The sequence below is a fragment of the Dyadobacter subterraneus genome (genome assembly GCF_015221875.1).
In the GTDB taxonomy this organism is placed as follows: Bacteria; Bacteroidota; Bacteroidia; order Cytophagales; family Spirosomataceae; genus Dyadobacter; species Dyadobacter subterraneus.
Window position 1 is genome coordinate 279,101 of the sequence record NZ_JACYGY010000002.1, and the last position, 17,512, is coordinate 296,612.

General features: G+C 39.4%; 21 protein-coding genes. 6 read left to right on the forward strand and 15 right to left on the reverse strand.

Annotation, left to right across the window (positions count from 1 at the left end):
* Positions 1-43 precede the first annotated feature (43 nt).
* The 10 genes from IEE83_RS26415 to hisH form a co-directional block, all read right to left on the reverse strand.
* The gene (locus tag IEE83_RS26415) at positions 44-223 is read right to left on the reverse strand and encodes a PG1828 family lipoprotein (protein WP_194123757.1); all 180 of its coding nucleotides are present in this window, start codon (positions 221-223) and stop codon (positions 44-46) included.
* A 148-nt stretch (positions 224-371) separates the two neighbouring features.
* Positions 372-1,148 (reverse strand): phosphoglycerol geranylgeranyltransferase, encoded by a 777-nt coding sequence (locus IEE83_RS26420; RefSeq protein ID WP_194123758.1) that lies wholly within the window; start codon positions 1,146-1,148, stop codon positions 372-374.
* Entirely contained in the window at positions 1,129-1,479 is a 351-nt protein-coding gene (locus IEE83_RS26425) for a hypothetical protein (protein WP_228102088.1), read from the reverse strand. Before IEE83_RS26425 ends, IEE83_RS26420 begins: the two co-directional genes overlap by 20 nt.
* A gap of 183 nt (positions 1,480-1,662) precedes the next feature.
* Positions 1,663-2,001 (reverse strand): phage holin family protein, encoded by a 339-nt coding sequence (locus IEE83_RS26430; protein ID WP_194123760.1) that lies wholly within the window; start codon positions 1,999-2,001, stop codon positions 1,663-1,665.
* 53 nt (positions 2,002-2,054) lie between these two features.
* A complete protein-coding gene (locus IEE83_RS26435; protein ID WP_194123761.1) occupies positions 2,055-2,390 on the reverse strand; it encodes a phage holin family protein in 336 nt (111 codons plus the stop codon).
* 14 nt (positions 2,391-2,404) lie between these two features.
* Positions 2,405-3,034: a bifunctional phosphoribosyl-AMP cyclohydrolase/phosphoribosyl-ATP diphosphatase HisIE gene (gene hisIE / locus IEE83_RS26440; protein WP_194123762.1), complete on the reverse strand. Its 630-nt coding sequence runs from the start codon at positions 3,032-3,034 to the stop codon at positions 2,405-2,407.
* A 46-nt stretch (positions 3,035-3,080) separates the two neighbouring features.
* Positions 3,081-3,857: an imidazole glycerol phosphate synthase subunit HisF gene (gene hisF, locus IEE83_RS26445; protein ID WP_194123763.1), complete on the reverse strand. Its 777-nt coding sequence runs from the start codon at positions 3,855-3,857 to the stop codon at positions 3,081-3,083.
* A 4-nt stretch (positions 3,858-3,861) separates the two neighbouring features.
* Positions 3,862-4,317, reverse strand: a complete 456-nt coding sequence (locus tag IEE83_RS26450; RefSeq protein ID WP_194123764.1) for a GNAT family N-acetyltransferase — start codon at positions 4,315-4,317, stop codon at positions 3,862-3,864.
* Entirely contained in the window at positions 4,317-5,036 is a 720-nt protein-coding gene (hisA, locus tag IEE83_RS26455; protein WP_194123765.1) for a 1-(5-phosphoribosyl)-5-[(5-phosphoribosylamino)methylideneamino]imidazole-4-carboxamide isomerase, read from the reverse strand. The genes IEE83_RS26450 and hisA overlap by 1 nt, the downstream gene beginning before the upstream one ends.
* Before the next feature lie 88 nt (positions 5,037-5,124).
* Complete coding sequence (hisH, locus tag IEE83_RS26460; protein WP_194123766.1) at positions 5,125-5,712, reverse strand: imidazole glycerol phosphate synthase subunit HisH; 588 nt, start codon at positions 5,710-5,712, stop codon at positions 5,125-5,127.
* Between the two features lie 43 nt (positions 5,713-5,755).
* Between hisH and IEE83_RS26465 the strand changes: the two genes are divergently transcribed.
* The 5 genes from IEE83_RS26465 (at position 5,756) to IEE83_RS26485 (ending at position 12,164) form a co-directional block, all read left to right on the forward strand.
* A complete protein-coding gene (locus IEE83_RS26465) occupies positions 5,756-5,908 on the forward strand; it encodes a hypothetical protein (protein WP_194123767.1) in 153 nt (50 codons plus the stop codon).
* A gap of 212 nt (positions 5,909-6,120) precedes the next feature.
* The gene (locus tag IEE83_RS26470; protein WP_194123768.1) at positions 6,121-7,536 is read left to right on the forward strand and encodes a M14 family zinc carboxypeptidase; all 1,416 of its coding nucleotides are present in this window, start codon (positions 6,121-6,123) and stop codon (positions 7,534-7,536) included.
* Between the two features lie 337 nt (positions 7,537-7,873).
* Positions 7,874-8,494, forward strand: a complete 621-nt coding sequence (locus IEE83_RS26475) for a HupE/UreJ family protein (protein WP_194123769.1) — start codon at positions 7,874-7,876, stop codon at positions 8,492-8,494.
* 31 nt (positions 8,495-8,525) lie between these two features.
* Positions 8,526-10,904, forward strand: a complete 2,379-nt coding sequence (locus IEE83_RS26480) for a M1 family metallopeptidase (RefSeq protein WP_194123770.1) — start codon at positions 8,526-8,528, stop codon at positions 10,902-10,904.
* 306 nt (positions 10,905-11,210) lie between these two features.
* Positions 11,211-12,164, forward strand: coding sequence for a D-2-hydroxyacid dehydrogenase (locus tag IEE83_RS26485; protein WP_194123771.1), 954 nt, complete (start codon positions 11,211-11,213; stop codon positions 12,162-12,164).
* Positions 12,165-12,209: 45 nt separating this feature from the next.
* Here the strand turns inward: IEE83_RS26485 and IEE83_RS26490 are convergent, their stop codons facing one another.
* Genes IEE83_RS26490 through kaiC form a run of 4 tightly spaced genes read right to left on the reverse strand, consistent with a single transcriptional unit; the run spans position 12,210 to position 15,857 of the window.
* On the reverse strand, positions 12,210-13,493 hold the full coding sequence (locus IEE83_RS26490) for a sensor histidine kinase (protein WP_194123772.1): 1,284 nt from the start codon (positions 13,491-13,493) through the stop codon (positions 12,210-12,212).
* Between the two features lie 6 nt (positions 13,494-13,499).
* Positions 13,500-13,820, reverse strand: a complete 321-nt coding sequence (locus IEE83_RS26495; RefSeq protein ID WP_194123773.1) for a circadian clock KaiB family protein — start codon at positions 13,818-13,820, stop codon at positions 13,500-13,502.
* The gene (locus IEE83_RS26500; RefSeq protein ID WP_194123774.1) at positions 13,817-14,125 is read right to left on the reverse strand and encodes a circadian clock KaiB family protein; all 309 of its coding nucleotides are present in this window, start codon (positions 14,123-14,125) and stop codon (positions 13,817-13,819) included. Before IEE83_RS26500 ends, IEE83_RS26495 begins: the two co-directional genes overlap by 4 nt.
* 19 nt (positions 14,126-14,144) lie before the next feature.
* Positions 14,145-15,857 (reverse strand): circadian clock protein KaiC, encoded by a 1,713-nt coding sequence (gene kaiC / locus IEE83_RS26505; RefSeq protein ID WP_194123775.1) that lies wholly within the window; start codon positions 15,855-15,857, stop codon positions 14,145-14,147.
* A 298-nt stretch (positions 15,858-16,155) separates the two neighbouring features.
* Here kaiC and IEE83_RS26510 point away from each other — a divergent pair, with 298 nt between their 5' ends.
* The gene (locus IEE83_RS26510; RefSeq protein ID WP_194123776.1) at positions 16,156-16,869 is read left to right on the forward strand and encodes a TVP38/TMEM64 family protein; all 714 of its coding nucleotides are present in this window, start codon (positions 16,156-16,158) and stop codon (positions 16,867-16,869) included.
* A 122-nt stretch (positions 16,870-16,991) separates the two neighbouring features.
* Here the strand turns inward: IEE83_RS26510 and IEE83_RS26515 are convergent, their stop codons facing one another.
* On the reverse strand, positions 16,992-17,438 hold the full coding sequence (locus tag IEE83_RS26515; RefSeq protein WP_194123777.1) for a ferritin-like domain-containing protein: 447 nt from the start codon (positions 17,436-17,438) through the stop codon (positions 16,992-16,994).
* Positions 17,439-17,512: the final 74 nt, after the last annotated feature.

Consider the following 17,512-nt stretch of genomic DNA (forward strand, 5'->3'; position numbering starts at 1 on the left):
TATAAATAAGGCTTTTCAATAACTTTCAAAAAAAGCTCAATGATTATTTCACTGAATCAGCTTTAACTGAATCTGTTGCAACAGAATCAACAGCTACAGTATCAACCATAGGAGTTTCAACAGTTACAGCAGTAGAATCAGCTGCTTCTTCTTTTGGCTTGCTAGTACAAGACGCGAACGCTACCATTCCGGCAACAAACGCAAATGCTACGAATTTTTTCATTTCTTGGGTGTAATTAAGGTTCGCTACAAAGATAGCATGATAAGTTTCAATAATCCCAACATTTTGGATTGTATTTTTCCAAGAACTTAAAATTTCCTTAGAAAATAATGAAACCCCTTCCTTTAGTACAAAATATTACCCCTTCCGTCTAGTAAACCTTTTCCATTTGTAGGTTAAACATTTTAACACAAGCCGCAACTTCTGAAAGCAGGTTTTGGTTTTGTTCTATTCCATTACCTACCACTATTACATCCGCACCGGCCTGCATGGCAGTCAATGCTTTTTCACTTGTGTTTATTCCTCCGCCAACAATAATCGGAGTGTCTACCGAAGCTCTTACCGCTTCAATAATATCAGCCGAGACAGGATATTGAGCTCCGCTGCCGGCATCCAGAAATATATTTTTAAGGCCTAACATTTCGCCAGCCATGGCTGTACAGGCGGCAATTCCCGGTTTGTCACTAGGAATAGGTATTGTATTGCTGATATAAGAAACGGTTGTGAGCTTACCACTTTCGATAAGCATATAACCTGTTGGAAGCACTTCAAGACCACTTTTTTTCAACATTGGTGCAGCGATAACATGCTGTCCAATCAGAAAATCAGGATTTCTGCCGGAGATTAATGAAAGAAATAATATTGCATCCGCAGACTGATCAATATGAAGTCCGTTGCCCGGAAATAGAATCGTTGGAATATTAGTGTGTTTCTTAATAGCCAGAATAAGCTTGTCAATGGCATAGTTCGTAATAAGGCTGCCACCGACAAAGAAAAAATCAACTTCATTCTCTACAGCCTTTTCAAGAAAATCAGGAAAAGTGTCAAGATTCACCTTATCCGGATCTAACAGGACTGCGAAAGATTTCCTTTTTTCTTCTTTTCTGCTTGAAAGGAGGTCTGCTATTTTATGATTTGTTATCTTCATCCGATTCGTGATCATCTGCAATATAATTCTGTAGCTTTTTGCGAGCCCATCCTACAGCCAATGTCCAAACTAAGCTTTGTACGGCTTCCCCTACCGCAAATTTGCTTTTCCTTTTCGGAACCGTTTGTTTTAAAACTGGTCTTACAGGCTCAGCAAGTTCAATTTTTTCTTTCTTTTTAGCATCTGGAAGTATTGCTTCAAGCAATAAATAAGTTGTAACAACAACACCTCCTATGATTAAAGCCTGTTTGCCATAACCGGATGCATCCTGTTTAAGATTATCCCATTGCGACTCCAGTTTATCCCGATAAAGATCTGCTTCTTTAAGCAAATCTTCTTTCTCCGTTTCTGTATCTGACGAAAATGGTTTCGACAGTTTTACGGTTGAATCTATTGGTGAACTACTCATATCTTTAGCTTAAATTAAAAAGATTGTGCAGAGATTACCATAACAGAACCCAAAAATAGCAATTCAATTTGGAAAAGATCATTTTCGGGCACCATTTAACTATGGCTAATCTTCTTTTATTTGGACAAAACGAATGATGATATTACGTATAAAGCCTATCAGCTTTGTTCTGAATACAATTGACAGTGTTAATTTCAGAACAAATACCCCTAATAAAATCAGGTATCCCAGGTAATCACTATGCAGCCACTTGTTTAAAAAAGTGCCCAGCAAAATAACAATCAGGATCAGAACGACTAATGCGATACTGAGAATAAGCAGTGCGTACACACCGGTAACGGCGGCACGTTCTATTTTATCTCTGGTCTCAATTTTAAATAAATCGATTCTCGTTTCGAAATATTTAAAAAGAGTATCCTTTATTTCTTCGAGTTGACTAAACATAGGCGTGTAGTTTGCAAAACATACGATTTGATTTAGATTAAGTTTTTAAAAACTTAATCTAAAAACATACCAAGGATTGCAGAAACTACTGAAACCACCAAACCAAAGATAAGTGCAGATATAAATCCACTGATAGCAAAACCGTCTACAAGATATGTAGCCAGATAAATTATAAATACGTTAACGACAAAGTAGAAGAGCCCAAGTGTCAGAATTGTGATAGGCAAAGCCAGAATCTGAAGCACCGGTTTCAGGAAAGTGTTAAGAATTCCTAAAACAATGGCCACAATAGCAGCGGTAGTCCAGCTTTCAACAAAAACACCGGGAACCACCTTTGCGGCCACAACAATGGCCAATGTACTGATTAGAAGGCGTATTAATAAATTCATATGGCTTTTAGTTTTTATGAGTGACGGCTACGAAGTACGCTAATTACCTCGTCTAAGTCAATGTTTTTTTGCTCTAAAAGCACCAGAAGGTGAAAAAGTAAGTCGCTTACTTCATTTTTAAAAAGTCCTTCGTCGTTGTCTTTTGCTTCAATGACAACTTCAACCGCCTCTTCCCCTACTTTCTGGGCAATTTTATTAATGCCAAGTTTAAACAAACTGCTGGTATAAGAGCTCTCGGACGGATGTAACTTTCTGTCACGAATAATATCTTTCTGCAGGTAATTTAAAAACGCAGCTTCCCCGATCCGTGAATTTCGGTTATTTTTTTCCCCAAAGCAGGTATCATCCCCAGTGTGGCAGGTTGGGCCTGCGGGTGAAGCCTTGATCAGGATCGTATCTCCGTCACAATCAGCAAGAATCTCTTTTACAAAAAGAAAATTATCGGAAGTTTCACCTTTTGTCCACAGTCGCTGTTTGCTTCTGCTGAAAAATGTAACCTTGTCTTCTGCCTGTGTTTTTTCAAAAGCTTCCAGGTTCATATACCCAAGCATTAACACAACAGAAGTATCAACATCCTGGACGATAACCGGAACAAGTCCGTCTGCTGATTTTGTAAAATCTATGGTTGAAAGTTCGTTCGTCATTGTACTGTTTAATATAAAATTTGAGCTGTCATCAACAGCGGTGAATCTATTTTGTCATGCGCATTGGAAGCGCTTTATCTTGTAAATATTGCTTCAAATCAGGAATATCTATTTCACGGAAGTGAAAAATGCTTGCGGCAAGTCCTGCATCTGCTTTTCCTTCTGTAAAAACATCGTAAAAATGCTCCATGTTTCCAGCTCCGCCCGAAGCGATCACAGGAATATTTGCATTGGCAGAAATCGTTGAAGTCAATTCCAATGCGAAGCCATTTTTGGTACCGTCGGTATCCATGGAAGTCAGCAAAAGTTCTCCTGCTCCACGTTCTTCAACTTCTTTTGCCCAGGGAATTGTACGAAGTTCAGTAGGTTTCCGGCCACCGTGTGTATGAACAATATGTTCAAAAATGCCTTCGCTTGTTTCCACGTATCTTGTATCAATGGCAACAACAATACACTGACTCCCGAATTCCAGCGCAAGTTCATTTATCAGATCAGGATTACGAACGGCTGACGAATTGATCGAAACTTTATCCGCACCTGCATGTAACAAAGCTGAAACATCCGCAATCGAAGAAATTCCTCCGCCAACCGTAAAAGGGATGTTGATGGTATGAGCTACCCGCCGAACGAGATCAATAAAAGTTGAACGACCTTCAACGGTTGCGGCGATATCCAGATAAACCAGTTCATCCGCACCCTGGGCAGCGTACATCGCACCCAGTTCAACCGCATCACCGGCGTCGCGAAGATTTACAAAGTTTACTCCTTTCACTGTCCGTCCGTCTTTAACATCCAGACAAGGTATAATGCGTTTTGTCAGCATTTTGTTAATTATTTTTGCCGGTGTTATAAATATCCGGATGATTAATCTGCATGAAAATATCCGGATTTTCCAATGGTGTGAATCCGTATTGTTGGTATAATCCGTGAGCGTCGCGGGTGGCAAGCATCCAACGCCTTAATCCTTGTAAAAAAGGAGCATCAAGAATGGATTCGACCAGCCATTTTGACAATCCATTACCGCGCTCGCTCTCAACAACAAACACATCTGCCAAATAGGCAAATGTAGCATAATCGGTAACGACGCGGGCATATCCGACTTGCTGTTTTCCATGGTATATCCCGAAGGTCACCGCATTTTGAGCAGCTTTTTTCACCGTATCCATAGGAATCCCTGACGACCAATAACTTTGGGACAGAATATCATGAATTACGTTAAAATCCAGCCTGCCTTTGTCGGTAGTTATCTCGTATTCTCCACGTTGTACCTGAAAAATATCCATTAAAAAAACATTTTTAACTCTTCCAGTTTTATCCGGCCTTCATAAATCGCCTTCCCGATGATGACGCCATAAATATTCATTTCTGCCAGTTTTTCAACATCTGCCAAACCGCTTATTCCGCCACTGGCGATAATATTCAGGTCCGGGCATTTGTCCTGTAAGTTTTTGTAAAGATCAAAAGAAGGTCCTTGCAAAAGTCCGTCTTTGGCTACATCCGTGCTGATCGCATACTTAACGCCTTTATCAACATATTCTTCAACAAAATCATAAACCCATAATTCTGTTCCTTCTTCCCAACCACTTACGGCAACTTTTTCATTTTTAGCATCTGCACCCAAAATAATTTTTTCTCCTCCGTAACTGTCCAGCCAGCTTTTGAATAAATCCGGTTGTTTTACGGCTACGCTTCCTCCTGTTACCTGTTTTGCTCCGCTTTCAAACACAATTCGAATATCTTCTTCGGATTGTACGCCACCCCCAAAATCAATGTGCAGGGAGGTTTGGGAAGCTATTTTTTCTAAAACTTTCCAGTTGATTACTTTTTTTGCTTTGGCTCCGTCAAGATCTACCAGGTGCAATCTGGTAAGGCCGGAATCCTGGAATTCCAGGGCTACTTCGAGCGGGTTTTCGTTGTATATAATTTTCTTTCCATAATCGCCCTGCGTTAATCTCACGCATTTTCCTTCGATCATGTCTATGGCTGGAATTATCTGGATCATGTTTTTGTGTTGTAATAGGATCATCACATCCCGGATCCACAGGCCGGTGGCCTGTGCTGAAATATGACGGCCTTTCAGGCCTGGTTAGTTAGAGTTTCAGGAAATTTTCCAGTATTTTTTGTCCTACATCGCCGCTGATTTCACAGTGGAATTGAGCTGCGTGGAAGTTATCTTTATGCAACATGGCGCTGAATGGATTGATATAATCGCAGGTTGCAACCGTGTATTCGCAAACTGGTGCGGCGTAACTGTGAACGAAATAAACGTATGCGTTATCAATCAGATCTTTTGTAAGTTCTGACTGATAATTTGTGATATTATTCCAGCCCATATGGGGCACTTTGATTCCTGGCGTTGCCGCAAATCTTTTTACATCCACATCAAAAATCCCCATGCAGGTTGTGTTATTTTCTTCTGAAAAGCGGCACATCAATTGCATTCCGACGCATGTTCCCAAAACAGGTTGGGTTAATGAGGGAATAAGTTTATCGAGACCTTTTTCTCTCAGGTAACTCATTGTTGTACTGGCCTCGCCTACTCCCGGAAAAATAACTTTATCCGCTGAACGAATTTCCTCTTCGTTGTCTGTGTACAAATAATCAACACCAATCCGGTCGAGCGCATACATTACCGACTGCACATTTCCCGCATTGTATTTGATAATAACGGTTTTCATTCGTTTAGGATTAAAGATTTTAGCCGGATGGCTGTTAAATTTTATGACAAAACCAGCAAGATTGAATGTAAATCTCAAAAATAAAGCCCGATTCGGTTTAGGAATCGGGCTTTTGGGATACTATGTATTCAACCTTATTACAACACTACTTGCAAAAACACATCACCCAAGACGCCCGGAAACCAAATGGTTTTGATGAAAATGATGATATGTTTCAGCTCTTAACATGCTGCAAAGATAAGAAAACTTTGTTAGAGATTGGAACAATTTTTGCAAATTATCCATAGAAAAACTGGAAGAAATTGTATGTCCGTTTTTAACTAATGTGCTTACTTTTGTCTCAGTGAAGTTAAACCATATTTAACTGCCTGATACTTTTTAATTTACGTGTTTGCCAAATACAAATTCATGGTTCAAAATTCCGCTTTGCACGATTCGCTTTATAATTCTTACATATTATTTCAGGAGAAAACATTATTCAACCGCCGTTTTAAACAGGAGTTGGTTAATACTTTAATCGATAAACGAATAGGAAATCCGGCATATGAGGTCGTAAAAGTTGGTGAATCTTTTGAAGGCAGACCGATTCATTATTTAAAAACAGGAACCGGCCCGCGTAAAATTTTACTATGGACACAAATGCATGGCGACGAAGCCACAGCAACCATGGCCTGTTTTGATATTCTTAATTTCCTGGAAGCAGAAAATGATGAATTTGATGAAGTCAGAAAATTAATATTGGCTGAAACTACATTATATTTTGTCCCAATGCTGAATCCGGACGGAGCCGAGCGCTTCCAAAGACGGAATGCTCAGAATATTGATATAAACCGCGACGCATTACAATTACAAGCACCGGAGTCAAGGATTTTAAAGGAATTGCAACAGACATTGCAGCCTGAATTTGGTTTTAATTTACACGATAAAAATCCGCGTTATTCAGTCGGTAATACTTCCAAACTGGCTACGATTTCCTTTTTAGCTACGGCTTATGATCAGGAAAGAAATGTAAATGCAGTGCGGGAAAAGGCAATTCAGGTGATTGTGGGAATGAACCGTATGCTGCAAAATTATATTCCTGACGCCGTTGGGCGATGGAACGAGGACCATGAACCGCGCGCTTTTGGTGATAATATTCAAAAATGGGGCACGACATTAATTCTCATCGAATCTGGAGGATACGTCGGCGACCCGGAAAAACAATATATCCGGAAGCTGAATTTCATGTCGATTATTACGGCATTGCAGTCGATTGCTGATAATTCATATGCTCAGGAAGGTCGGGAAGATTATTACAAATTACCTGAAAACAGCCGTTATATTTTTGATTTTTTAATTCGCAATGCTACCGTTACGGAGGACGGAAAAAGCTATCAAACCGATTTAGGAATTGATCGTGCAGAAGTAAATTACGATAACGCCACGAAATTTTTCTATAAAAGTAAAATCGAAGATTACGGTGATCTTTCTATTTATTTTGGAAGTGAAGAATTTGATGCGACGGGTTATACTTTGGAAAAAGGAAAAGCGCTTTCAGTTTCCTATTCCGAAATCAGTCAGCTTGATAAATTTGATCCCTGGGAATTACTGAAAGAAGGTTACACCTATATCAAGACAGACCTGACATCGGAAGGAATATTCTTCACAAATCTTCCCCTGCATATTTTAATGGATAAATCCGCACCAACCTCAGCCCCGACTTTTGAGGATATCCCGACTTTTATTTTGACTAAAAATGGCGTTGTGAAGTTTGCGGTGGTGAATGGGTTTTTATATGATTTGTCCGGAAATCCTCCAACTTTTTATAATGGGATAGCTGAATAAAATTTCAGATTTCACCAAATGCAGGTAAGGACAACGCAAAGAATAAATGCATCGTGCTCTTTGCGAAAAAACTTTGCGCCTTTGCGTGAAAATTGATACAAAAGCACCCTTTATCTTCTTATATGACTGGTATCTGAATTAAAACCGGAAGCATTTACTCCTTGTTCATTTTGATATCTAAAAGGTTGATTTATAAAAATAATACTACATTTCAATTCAACCTTTGCTTTCTTTCCTTTAATGAAATATCTTCGGAACTTTGTTTTGACAATAATTACAGATTGTACAATAATATTCCTTAAACCTCCTCAGTAACCCACTTTATTAATTACGTTTCATGTCCGAGTTTCAAGCGTACTTCCAATTAGGTTTTGATCATATAACAGATTCCAATGGCTATGACCATATACTTTTCATCGTTGCCCTTTGTACAATTTACACACTTGTTGACTGGAAAAAAGTAATTATTCTGGTTACTGCTTTTACCATAGGACATTCCATCACACTTGCATTGGCAACCCTGGGAGTGATTTCAATCCGTCCCGACGTGATTGAATTGTTGATACCGGTTACAATTCTTATTACAGCCATTCTTAACTTTTTCCATAAAACCCCTAAAACTTCCTATGCAAAACAAAAAACATACAGCTCACGGTATCCGCTGGCTCTGACCTTCGGCCTGATTCACGGACTTGGTTTTTCCAATTATCTCAGAGCATTACTCGGCAAAGAGGCGGACATTCTTAATCCATTGCTGGGCTTTAACATCGGACTGGAAATAGGACAGCTCATCATTGTACTCATTATACTTTCGATCGCTTTTGTGATGATTGAATTGTTCCGTGTATCCAAGTTAAAGTGGAATGATATTCTTTCCGGAATTATTGCCGGAATGGCTATATCCCTCATTCTTAACAATATGCTTTTCAAGGAAATAATGGGATTATCATTAAATTAACAACAACCACAGAATAACACTCCAATTATTTATGAAACAACTGTTTTTACCTTTTTTGCTGCTGCTTTCCCTGGCCGTGAATGCCCAGCAGTTGCCAACATCGCCAAATTACAAAGCGAACGATCGTTTTGAACAATTAGGAACGGTGTTGCCAACGCCAAATACGTATCGTACCGCTTCCGGCGCACCTGGAAAAGAATACTGGCAAATGCGTGCCGACTATGATATTAAAGTTGAACTTGATGATGAAAAACGCCGTATCATTGGTTCTGAATCTATTACGTTTTTCAACAATTCTCCGGATGAATTAAAATATATCTGGTTGCAGTTGGAGCAGAATTTGTTCAAAAAAGACGGAATTGGTGCTACAAGCCGTACCGGAAGCATCAATGAAAAAGGAATGAGCACAGGCCAGCTTCAAAATCTTAACAATGGCCGTGGTTCTTCTCTTGATCCAAAAGTTGAATACGGATACGAAATCAAGAAAGTAAAAGACAAGACTGGCAACGCCCTTCCTTTTACGATCAACAATACGATGATGCGTATTGATTTGCCAACACCATTGAAACCAGGTACCAGTATCGTATTTGGTGTGGATTGGGCTTACAATATCACCGAATATTATGGTCGCAGCGGATATGAGTTTTTCCCGAAAGATGGCAACTCAAATTATTTTATAGCGCACTGGTTCCCACGTCTGGCTCCGTATGATGATGTAAACGGATGGAATCACAAACAATTCCTGGGACAGGGTGAATTTGCTTTGATCTTTGGTAATTACAAAGTAGCCATCACCACACCAGCAGACCATATTGTTGCTGCTTCGGGTGAATGCCAGAATTATGCAACTGTTTTGACTGCTACGCAGAAACAACGTTTGAAACAAGCAGAAACTTCTAAAACGCCGGTTATTATTGTAACACAGGCAGAAGCGGAAAAAGCAGAAAAACGTGAAAATAAATCAGTTGGTAAGAAAACCTGGATCTACAAGGCTGATAATGTTCGTGATTTTGCGTTTTCAAGCAGCCGGAAATTCATCTGGGATGCAATGCAAAGTGATGTATACAAAAACGGGAAGAAAATCTGGTGTATGTCATTTTATCCAAAAGAAGGAAATCCTCTTTGGGAGCAATATTCAACCCGCGCTGTTGCTCATACTTTGAAATCTTATGGAAACCGTACTTTTGAATATCCTTACCCTGTGGCAATTTCTTGTCACTCCACTGTTGGTGGTGGTATGGAATATCCGATGATCAGCTTCAACGGCGGTCGTCCGGAAGAAGATGGAACGTACAGCGAGCAAACAAAATATGGTATGATCGGTGTAATTATCCATGAAGTTGGCCACAACTTTTTCCCAATGATCGTAAACTCTGATGAACGTCAGTGGGCATGGATGGATGAAGGTTTGAATACTTTCTGCCAGTATCTTGCCGAAAAAGAATGGGATTTCAATTATCCTTCACGTCGCGGAGAGCCAATGTTTATTACAGATTATATGGCTTCGGACAAATCGGTTTTGTCTCCGATCATGTCATCTGCTGAAAACGTGATCGGACTTGGGCCAAATGCTTATGCAAAACCTGCAACTGCTTTGAATATTCTTCGTGAAACGGTAATGGGCAGAGAACAATTTGACCACGCTTTTAAAGAATATGCAACGCGCTGGAGATTCAAAAGCCCAACTCCATCAGACTTTTTCCGTACGATGGAAGATGCTTCCGGTGTGGATCTTGACTGGTTCTGGAAAGGCTGGTTTTATGGTGTAGAACCTGTTGACCAGGATTTGGTAAGTGTTAACTGGTTTAGCATTGATACACAAAATCCTGCTATCGAAAAAGAAATCGCTCGTAAAGAAGCTGCGGCAAAAGCACAAACAATCAGTAAAATCCGTGATGCGGCTGACAAATCAAAAACAGTGGTAGCGCAGGATTCTACAATGGCGGATTTCTACAATTCATATGATCCATACAAAGTTACGGATACAGACAAGCAGAAATACGAGCAATATCTGGCAACTTTAACGCCGGGTGAAAAAGAACTGGTTCAGAAAAACACTAATTTCTATACCCTTTCGATTAAAAATAAAGGTGGTTTGCCAATGCCGGTTATCGTGAAAATGGGCTTTGAAGACGGAACGGATTCTCTGGTGACTTTCCCGGCAGAAATCTGGCGCTTCAATGATCAGCAAATTTCGAAAGTGGTTTCTACGTCGAAAAAAGTTGTTCAATGGACACTCGATCCTTACTATCAGATCGCCGATATTGATACTGAAAACAACTCTTACCCAAGAGTAGCAAAACCAACACGTTTCCAGATTTTCAAACAATCACAAATGCGCCGTCAGCCAAATCCAATGCAACAGCAAGGTGCAGGCGCAGGGAAAGTGGGTGGAGAACCTAAAAATTAGAAAACTTATTAGAATAAATTTTAGTAAAAAATCCCTCTCTGTACTGATCATACGGAGAGGGATTTTTTTATTAATCACTAAGTTTACAGACAGATAGAAAAAAAATCAGATTAACCGGTTTCCATCAAGTCGCTGCTTGTCAAATTTCAAAAGGCGACAAAAATAATTTTACGATATTGGTCTGATACAGGATTTTCCGGGTATTAGAAATAGGATAGTTTTGCCAAATCATATCTTGTCCTGCCAGAATTGCCCAAATGAACTCATTTCACCAAAATTCAGCCTTAAATAAATAAATAAATAAATATGAACATTGTCATTTTAGACGGTTATACTTTAAATCCCGGCGATCTTGACTGGGCACCGATTTCGAACCTGGGAAATACTACAATTTACGATCGTTCAACAGCGGATGAAATTGTTGAAAGAGCCAAAGACGCGGATGTTGTTTTGGTTAATAAAGTAATACTGAATGACACACTGCTTAGTCAGTTACCGAAATTGAAATACATCGGAGTTTGTGCAACCGGGTATAATAACATCGATATAGTTTCTACAAAAAAACACGGGATTATAGTTACCAATGTGAAAGCTTACGGACCTGCTTCTGTTGCCCAGCATACTTTTGCGCTGCTTCTGGCTTTGGTAAACCGAATCGAAACGCACAGCCAAAGTGTATTTCAAGGTGAATGGTCTGCCTCTGCCGACTTTGCTTACTGGAAAACTCCATTGGTAGAACTCTCAGGAAAAACAATGGGACTCATCGGGCTTGGTGATATTGGCTCTCAGGTTGCAGGCATCGCACTTGCTTTTGGGATGAAAGTGATTGCTTACCGGAAAAATCCCGGACAAACCAATAATCCGGATATTGAAATGGTATCGTTGGAAGAGCTCTTCAAAAATAGTGATGTGATCAGTTTGCATTGTCCGCTAACAGATGAAACAAAAAATATCATCAATAAAAATAGTCTATCATCCATGAAGCCCGGTTCTTATTTGCTGAATACAGGACGCGGACCGCTTATTAATGAAGAAGATCTTGCAAAAGCACTTGCCGATAAAACCATTGCCGGCGCTGGTCTTGATGTACTTTCCACAGAACCTCCCGTTTCAAGCAATCCATTATTATCTGCGCCAAATTGCGTAATAACACCTCACATCGCCTGGGCCTCTTTTGAATCAAGAAAAAGACTGCTTCAAATGGTTGCCGATAATCTGAAATCTTTTAGCCAGGGAAATCCGGTTAATACCGTTGGATAAGAAGAAAGCCAAGAAAATAAAATCATTCCCTTTTATAATCAGTAATTAATCAACACTTTGACTTTTGGTATTGCGCCGAAAAGGCAAAGTGATTATAAATTCTGAACCGACACCTTCTTTGCTCGTAACAGTAATGCTGCCGTTGTGTTTGTCGAGAATCTTTTTAGTTATTGCCAGGCCAATACCGGAGCCTTCATATTTATCTTTGGTATTAAGGCGTTGAAATAAGGAGAATATCTTTTCTCCATATTTCTCGTCGAACCCAATTCCGTTATCAGAAACCGAGATGTAGCAGTTTGTTTCATCAGGATTTTCATTCTTTTTGACACAACGGATTTTAATGACGGGAGCCTCGGTAAGCTTACAGAATTTGAGTGCATTTCCAATTAAATTTTGGAATACCTGTCTGATTTGTCCACGATTCACTTCAATCTCGGGGAGTTCATCAATTTCAAATCTTGCTTTTTTCTCTTGTATAAGCAGCTCAAAATCATCCTGAACTTCCTGAACGATTTCGTTAAGTTTCGTTAATTCAAATTGGTTATTGTTAACTGATAATCCTGAATAACTCAGAATATCAATAATCATCGTCTTCATACGACCTGATGAAGCGATAATTTTTTCCAGATATTGCAGACTTTCTTCCGGAAGTTCATTTTGATGTCTGCTTTTCAAGAGGCCGGAGAAAATAAGAATTTTACGCAAAGGTTCCTGTAAATCATGAGAAGCCACAGATGCAAATTGCTGAAGATCATGATTGCTCATTTCCAGGGCAAAATTTGTTTTTTCAAGCCTTTCATTATTTAATTTCAAAAGTCTTTGAATTTCCTTCTGATAGGTCAGATCGGTTATAATGATACTTAGTGATACGCCTTCATCAAGCTGAAGCGTAGTTACCGAAAGCTGGCAGGGAATAATACTGTCGTGACTGCTGATCGAAATTTCAAATTTTCCATCTTGCGACCAGCCTTTCCGGAAAATTTCCTTATAGGCATCCTGGCAATCTTCCGAAATAAATTTTTCGAAAGACAATCCGATTACTTTTGAAAGCGGCAGGTCCACCATAGAAGCGAACATTGAATTACAATATAGGATGATGCCTTCCTCATTCAGCGTGACAGCGCCTTCATTCATTTTCTCAATAAAGACGCGATAGGTCTGATCTGCCGTTTTGAGCGTGTACAATTCGTGCCCATTATTACCTTTAACAACCAGTGCGTCGATCTGGCCTGTACGTATTGCATGGATGATTTCGGTAGCTTCCTCCAATTGCCAGAGTAAGCTCTCGTTCTCCTTTACAAGCTGATCGTACGTTTTTATTGGATTCATTAATTGTTAAGATGAAAGTCCCAATCCTTTAAGCACCCTGTCGGTATCCGACATATCTCCTATCAATCTTCTTTGAGGGAAAGGGAAGCTTTTAATCAATAATGGAAGAGCGATAATCTGCTCTTTTTCAGCAATTTCCTTTTGCTGATAAACGTCAATTATTTCCAGAGAATATCTGTCACCAAGATATTTCTCACATATTTCCTTAATATTGCTGATTGCCCGCACCGAGTTAGTGGAGGCACCAGTAACAAATAATCGTAAAACATACTGATCGTTTTCAACGACCGTTTTATCAATACCGGATCTATCTGGCAGTTCGTTCATCCGAGTTTCTTTGCAGGGCGAATATTCAATCCTACCAATACCTTTTCCTCGTTGGAAAGATCGCCAATTATTTTTCTGATTGGCTCTGGAACTTTCTTAACAAGTGTTGGAATCGCCAGTATCTGGTCTCCTTCTGCAAGTTGAGGCTGCACTAACAAATCTATTACCTCAATAATATATTTATCCTTTAAATGCTCTTCACAATATCTTTTCAGGTTGTTAAGCGCAGTAACAGACTTTGTGGTTTTGCCTGCTACATATAGTCTTAACTCCCAAATATCTTCATTTAATTCCGTGGCTTCCATTCTTCGGCTGGTTTACTGATTAGTCCTCGTTATGTCTGTTTTTGGTAAGCTTCTCCCTGTTCTGTTCCATGACTTCTTTTCTGAGCTCATCTTCAATATAACTTTTATTCAGCTCTTCCTGAATTGACTCAAATTCCTCCTGAAGACTTGCAATTTTTGATTCCAGAACCTTTCTTTTCCTGTTAATTTCCATGTCTTTTCTCGTCAAGGCATGATTTCTCAGAACATCACTCGTAACTTCCTGCAGACGTTGCGCCTCTCTCGCAGATCCGGTGAGTACGCCTTCTGGTCCCAGATAAACATCTACAAGATTTAATCCTTCATCAGAAATCACAAATTCACGAACCTGGTTGGAATGCTTCATCCCTCTGGATTTCATTACATACATGCCACGGTTCCGCTCTCCGTTAAATTCAATATCCCGCACCAAAAGCCAGGCGTCTACCAGCGAAGAAACCCCCTCATCCGTTTGTTCATTGACAATGTTGTTTAAGGTAAGGGCTGTAAACATGACCGTTATCTGTTCCGATTGTAAAAAATCAATTAATCGGATCAACATCGTTTTCACCTCGCTTACAGAACCGACTGTGATCAAATTGGTAATTGGATCAAGAATAACCGTTTGCGGTTTAAATTCCTCAACCATTTTATGTATTGAAACCAGGTGCATTTCTAGGCCATTCAGTGTTGGTCGTGAAGCATGGAATTTAAGTAAGCCGCTATCAACATGCTGTTGTAACTTGATACCTATCGATAACATATTCCGAATGATCTGCTTTGGCGATTCCTCAAAAGCAAAATAAATACTGCGCTCACCACGGTTACAGGTTTCGTTTGCAAAATAACCTGCGATACTTGTTTTACCCGTTCCGGCCGTACCTGAAACGAGAATACTGCTGCCCTTAAAAAAGCCTTGTCCTCCCAGCATTTTATCCAATGCAGCAATACCAGATGATACCCTATGGGTAGATACTTCATGATCCAGCGTAAGCGCCGTAACAGGAAGGACGGAGATACCATTTTTATCAATCAGGAATGGATATTCATTGGTACCGTGAAAAGAACCACGGTATTTTACAATGCGTAATAATCTTGTTGAAATTTGATTTGTAACACGATGATCAAGAAGAATAACACAATCTGAAACATATTCTTCCAAACCATGGCGGGTAAAGGTTCCATCACCTTTTTCCCCTGTAATAATTGTTGTTACGTTTTTATCTTTAAGCCATTGAAAAAGTCTGCGTAACTCTGCACGTATAATTGCCTGATTACTAAGACTTGCAAAGAGATTTTCAATAGTATCCAGTACTACTCTTTTCGCACCAATACTATCAATAGCATGGCCTAAACGTATAAAAATTCCATCCAGATCGTATTCGCCTGTTTCTTCTATCTCGCTTCTTTCAACGTAAACATGATCAAGTCTAACCATTTTATCAGCCTGAAGCTTTTCCAGATCAAAACCCAATGAGGCCACATTTACCGCGAGTTCCTCAGCTTTTTCTTCAAAAGCCATAAATACACCCGGCTCATTGAATTCAAGTGCTCCCCGGACAATAAATTCCATGGAAAATAAAGTTTTTCCACATCCGGCTCCACCGCATACCAGCGTGGGCCTTCCTAGTGGTAATCCTCCATCCGTAATTTTGTCCAGGCCAAGAATTCCTGTTGGAGTTTTAGGTAATAATTTTAAAGTTCTGTTTAGGTTATGATGCGATTCTGTACTCATTGAAATCAGGATTTTTCGATATGAAAAAGGCTTACGATTTTTTTAGAATTAATTTTACTTTTGGGTGTTAAGCAATAATTATGCCAGAATAAGTATTGTACCTGAAATTCATAATTTTATATTAAAATGTATTTATGAAAATTTGTTTTCTGAATTGGTTTTAGAAATAGAAATTATTTAGTGAGGAAATAGGCTCGTTGATAATACAGGAATTATCTTTTTTTTGAAAAAATTATAAGCATCGTATTTTATTAAAAGTTTTATTTGATGCTATGATAATATTAAAATTCTATACTTAATGACTGATCTGAAAAAAAATGAAAAAGCCAAACGTAATAATTACCTGACCTGGATTGCGGTTGCAGTTTTGGTGGGCCTGGTTGCAAGCTATTTCCTTTTCCCAGAATTGAAAGCAGGTGTCAATGAAGCTTTTGATGTACTTACAAGCAAGGATGAAGTCAGGATCAAATCCTGGGTTAAACAGTTTGGAGCGCTGGGGCCAATTGTTGTAATTCTGGCCATGACGTTACAAATGTTCCTTTTGATTATCCCGAACCTGTTGTTATTTATAATTGCAATCATTTGTTACGGACCCATCTGGGGATCGCTGATTTGTCTGGCAGGTGTTTTTGCTTCGTCGTCACTAGGTTTTATCATAGGAAGAAAACTCGGCCCGGGAGCAATTGATAAGTTTGTATCAGAAAAAACGCAGACAAAAATTTCGCTTTATGTCAAAGAATACGGTGTCAAGGCAATCGCAATTGCACGTTTATCTTCATTAGCAAGTGATGCCTTAGGATTCGTTGCCGGTATTCTTGAAATGAAATATAAAAAATTTATAGCAGCTACCATGGCGGGAATAATTCCTGTAATCGTGCTGATTGCGATTTTTGGCAAAAGTGGAAAAATAGAAAAAAGTTTGATCTTTATCGGAGCCATCTCACTTATAATACTTGGCGTAAATATATTTCTGGACAAAAGAAAACAGCGGGCAGCCATGCGACCCAAGTGATTTTTTTGCTAAGGAAATTCCCGATTCACCTGTAATTCGAATCCTACGGTATTTCAATATTTTGACAAATAAAAAAGGCCGGAAAAAATTTCCGACCTTATCTGCCTGCAATCCGGCCATTATTATACAATTTGATACGATTCAATATCAGCAAGTGCCTCAGCAATTCCTGCTCTTTGCTTGCGAAGCAACTCGATATGATCCGCATGTTCTTCATAATCTCCTAATGCAGTATCGAATTTCTCCAGTGCCGCTTTTTCACCCGTAGACACAGCTTCAAGTATTGCTGTATCTTCCTTGCTGCTCAGTGCTTGTTTTATATCAATCCATGTACGGTGTAACGCTCCTAAAACGCCACCTTCTTCATTTGTTGATTCTCCACCATGCGTAGCGATATGGCTTTTCAGCTCTTGCGCATACACAGCGCGTTGTGCAGAATATTTTGCAAAGAGAGCTTTCAGTTCCGGATTGTCGGTTGTCTCCGCCGCAGACTCATAACCCTCTTTACCATCATTTAAAATATTTACAAGACCTTTCAGATCGCTGATAATTTCTTTATCGTTTGCCATTGTTTTAAGTTTTTGATGAAAATTAAATACTTGCTTGTTTAGCATTTCACCATCAAAAAATTGTGCCCGATTTC

What these genes read in the sequence shown, in the direction of transcription:
- IEE83_RS26515 (WP_194123777.1), bottom strand. Translation starts at nt 17,438, where the DNA reads ATGGCAAACGATAAAGAAATTATCAGCGATCTGAAAGGTCTTGTAAAT.
- IEE83_RS26495 (WP_194123773.1), bottom strand. Translation starts at nt 13,820, where the DNA reads ATGAACGAACTGCCAGATAGATCCGGTATTGATAAAACGGTCGTTGAA.
- hisH (WP_194123766.1), bottom strand. Translation starts at nt 5,712, where the DNA reads ATGAAAACCGTTATTATCAAATACAATGCGGGAAATGTGCAGTCGGTA.
- hisF (WP_194123763.1), bottom strand. Translation starts at nt 3,857, where the DNA reads ATGCTGACAAAACGCATTATACCTTGTCTGGATGTTAAAGACGGACGG.
- IEE83_RS26500 (WP_194123774.1), bottom strand. Translation starts at nt 14,125, where the DNA reads ATGGAAGCCACGGAATTAAATGAAGATATTTGGGAGTTAAGACTATAT.
- IEE83_RS26415 (WP_194123757.1), bottom strand. Translation starts at nt 223, where the DNA reads ATGAAAAAATTCGTAGCATTTGCGTTTGTTGCCGGAATGGTAGCGTTC.
- IEE83_RS26450 (WP_194123764.1), bottom strand. Translation starts at nt 4,317, where the DNA reads ATGGATATTTTTCAGGTACAACGTGGAGAATACGAGATAACTACCGAC.
- hisIE (WP_194123762.1), bottom strand. Translation starts at nt 3,034, where the DNA reads ATGACGAACGAACTTTCAACCATAGATTTTACAAAATCAGCAGACGGA.
- IEE83_RS26465 (WP_194123767.1), top strand. Translation starts at nt 5,756, where the DNA reads ATGACAAAACCAGCAAGATTGAATGTAAATCTCAAAAATAAAGCCCGA.
- IEE83_RS26430 (WP_194123760.1), bottom strand. Translation starts at nt 2,001, where the DNA reads ATGTTTAGTCAACTCGAAGAAATAAAGGATACTCTTTTTAAATATTTC.
- IEE83_RS26435 (WP_194123761.1), bottom strand. Translation starts at nt 2,390, where the DNA reads ATGAATTTATTAATACGCCTTCTAATCAGTACATTGGCCATTGTTGTG.
- IEE83_RS26470 (WP_194123768.1), top strand. Translation starts at nt 6,121, where the DNA reads ATGGTTCAAAATTCCGCTTTGCACGATTCGCTTTATAATTCTTACATA.
- IEE83_RS26510 (WP_194123776.1), top strand. Translation starts at nt 16,156, where the DNA reads ATGACTGATCTGAAAAAAAATGAAAAAGCCAAACGTAATAATTACCTG.
- IEE83_RS26490 (WP_194123772.1), bottom strand. Translation starts at nt 13,493, where the DNA reads ATGAATCCAATAAAAACGTACGATCAGCTTGTAAAGGAGAACGAGAGC.
- IEE83_RS26485 (WP_194123771.1), top strand. Translation starts at nt 11,211, where the DNA reads ATGAACATTGTCATTTTAGACGGTTATACTTTAAATCCCGGCGATCTT.
- IEE83_RS26420 (WP_194123758.1), bottom strand. Translation starts at nt 1,148, where the DNA reads ATGAAGATAACAAATCATAAAATAGCAGACCTCCTTTCAAGCAGAAAA.
- hisA (WP_194123765.1), bottom strand. Translation starts at nt 5,036, where the DNA reads ATGATCCAGATAATTCCAGCCATAGACATGATCGAAGGAAAATGCGTG.
- kaiC (WP_194123775.1), bottom strand. Translation starts at nt 15,857, where the DNA reads ATGAGTACAGAATCGCATCATAACCTAAACAGAACTTTAAAATTATTA.
- IEE83_RS26475 (WP_194123769.1), top strand. Translation starts at nt 7,874, where the DNA reads ATGTCCGAGTTTCAAGCGTACTTCCAATTAGGTTTTGATCATATAACA.
- IEE83_RS26480 (WP_194123770.1), top strand. Translation starts at nt 8,526, where the DNA reads ATGAAACAACTGTTTTTACCTTTTTTGCTGCTGCTTTCCCTGGCCGTG.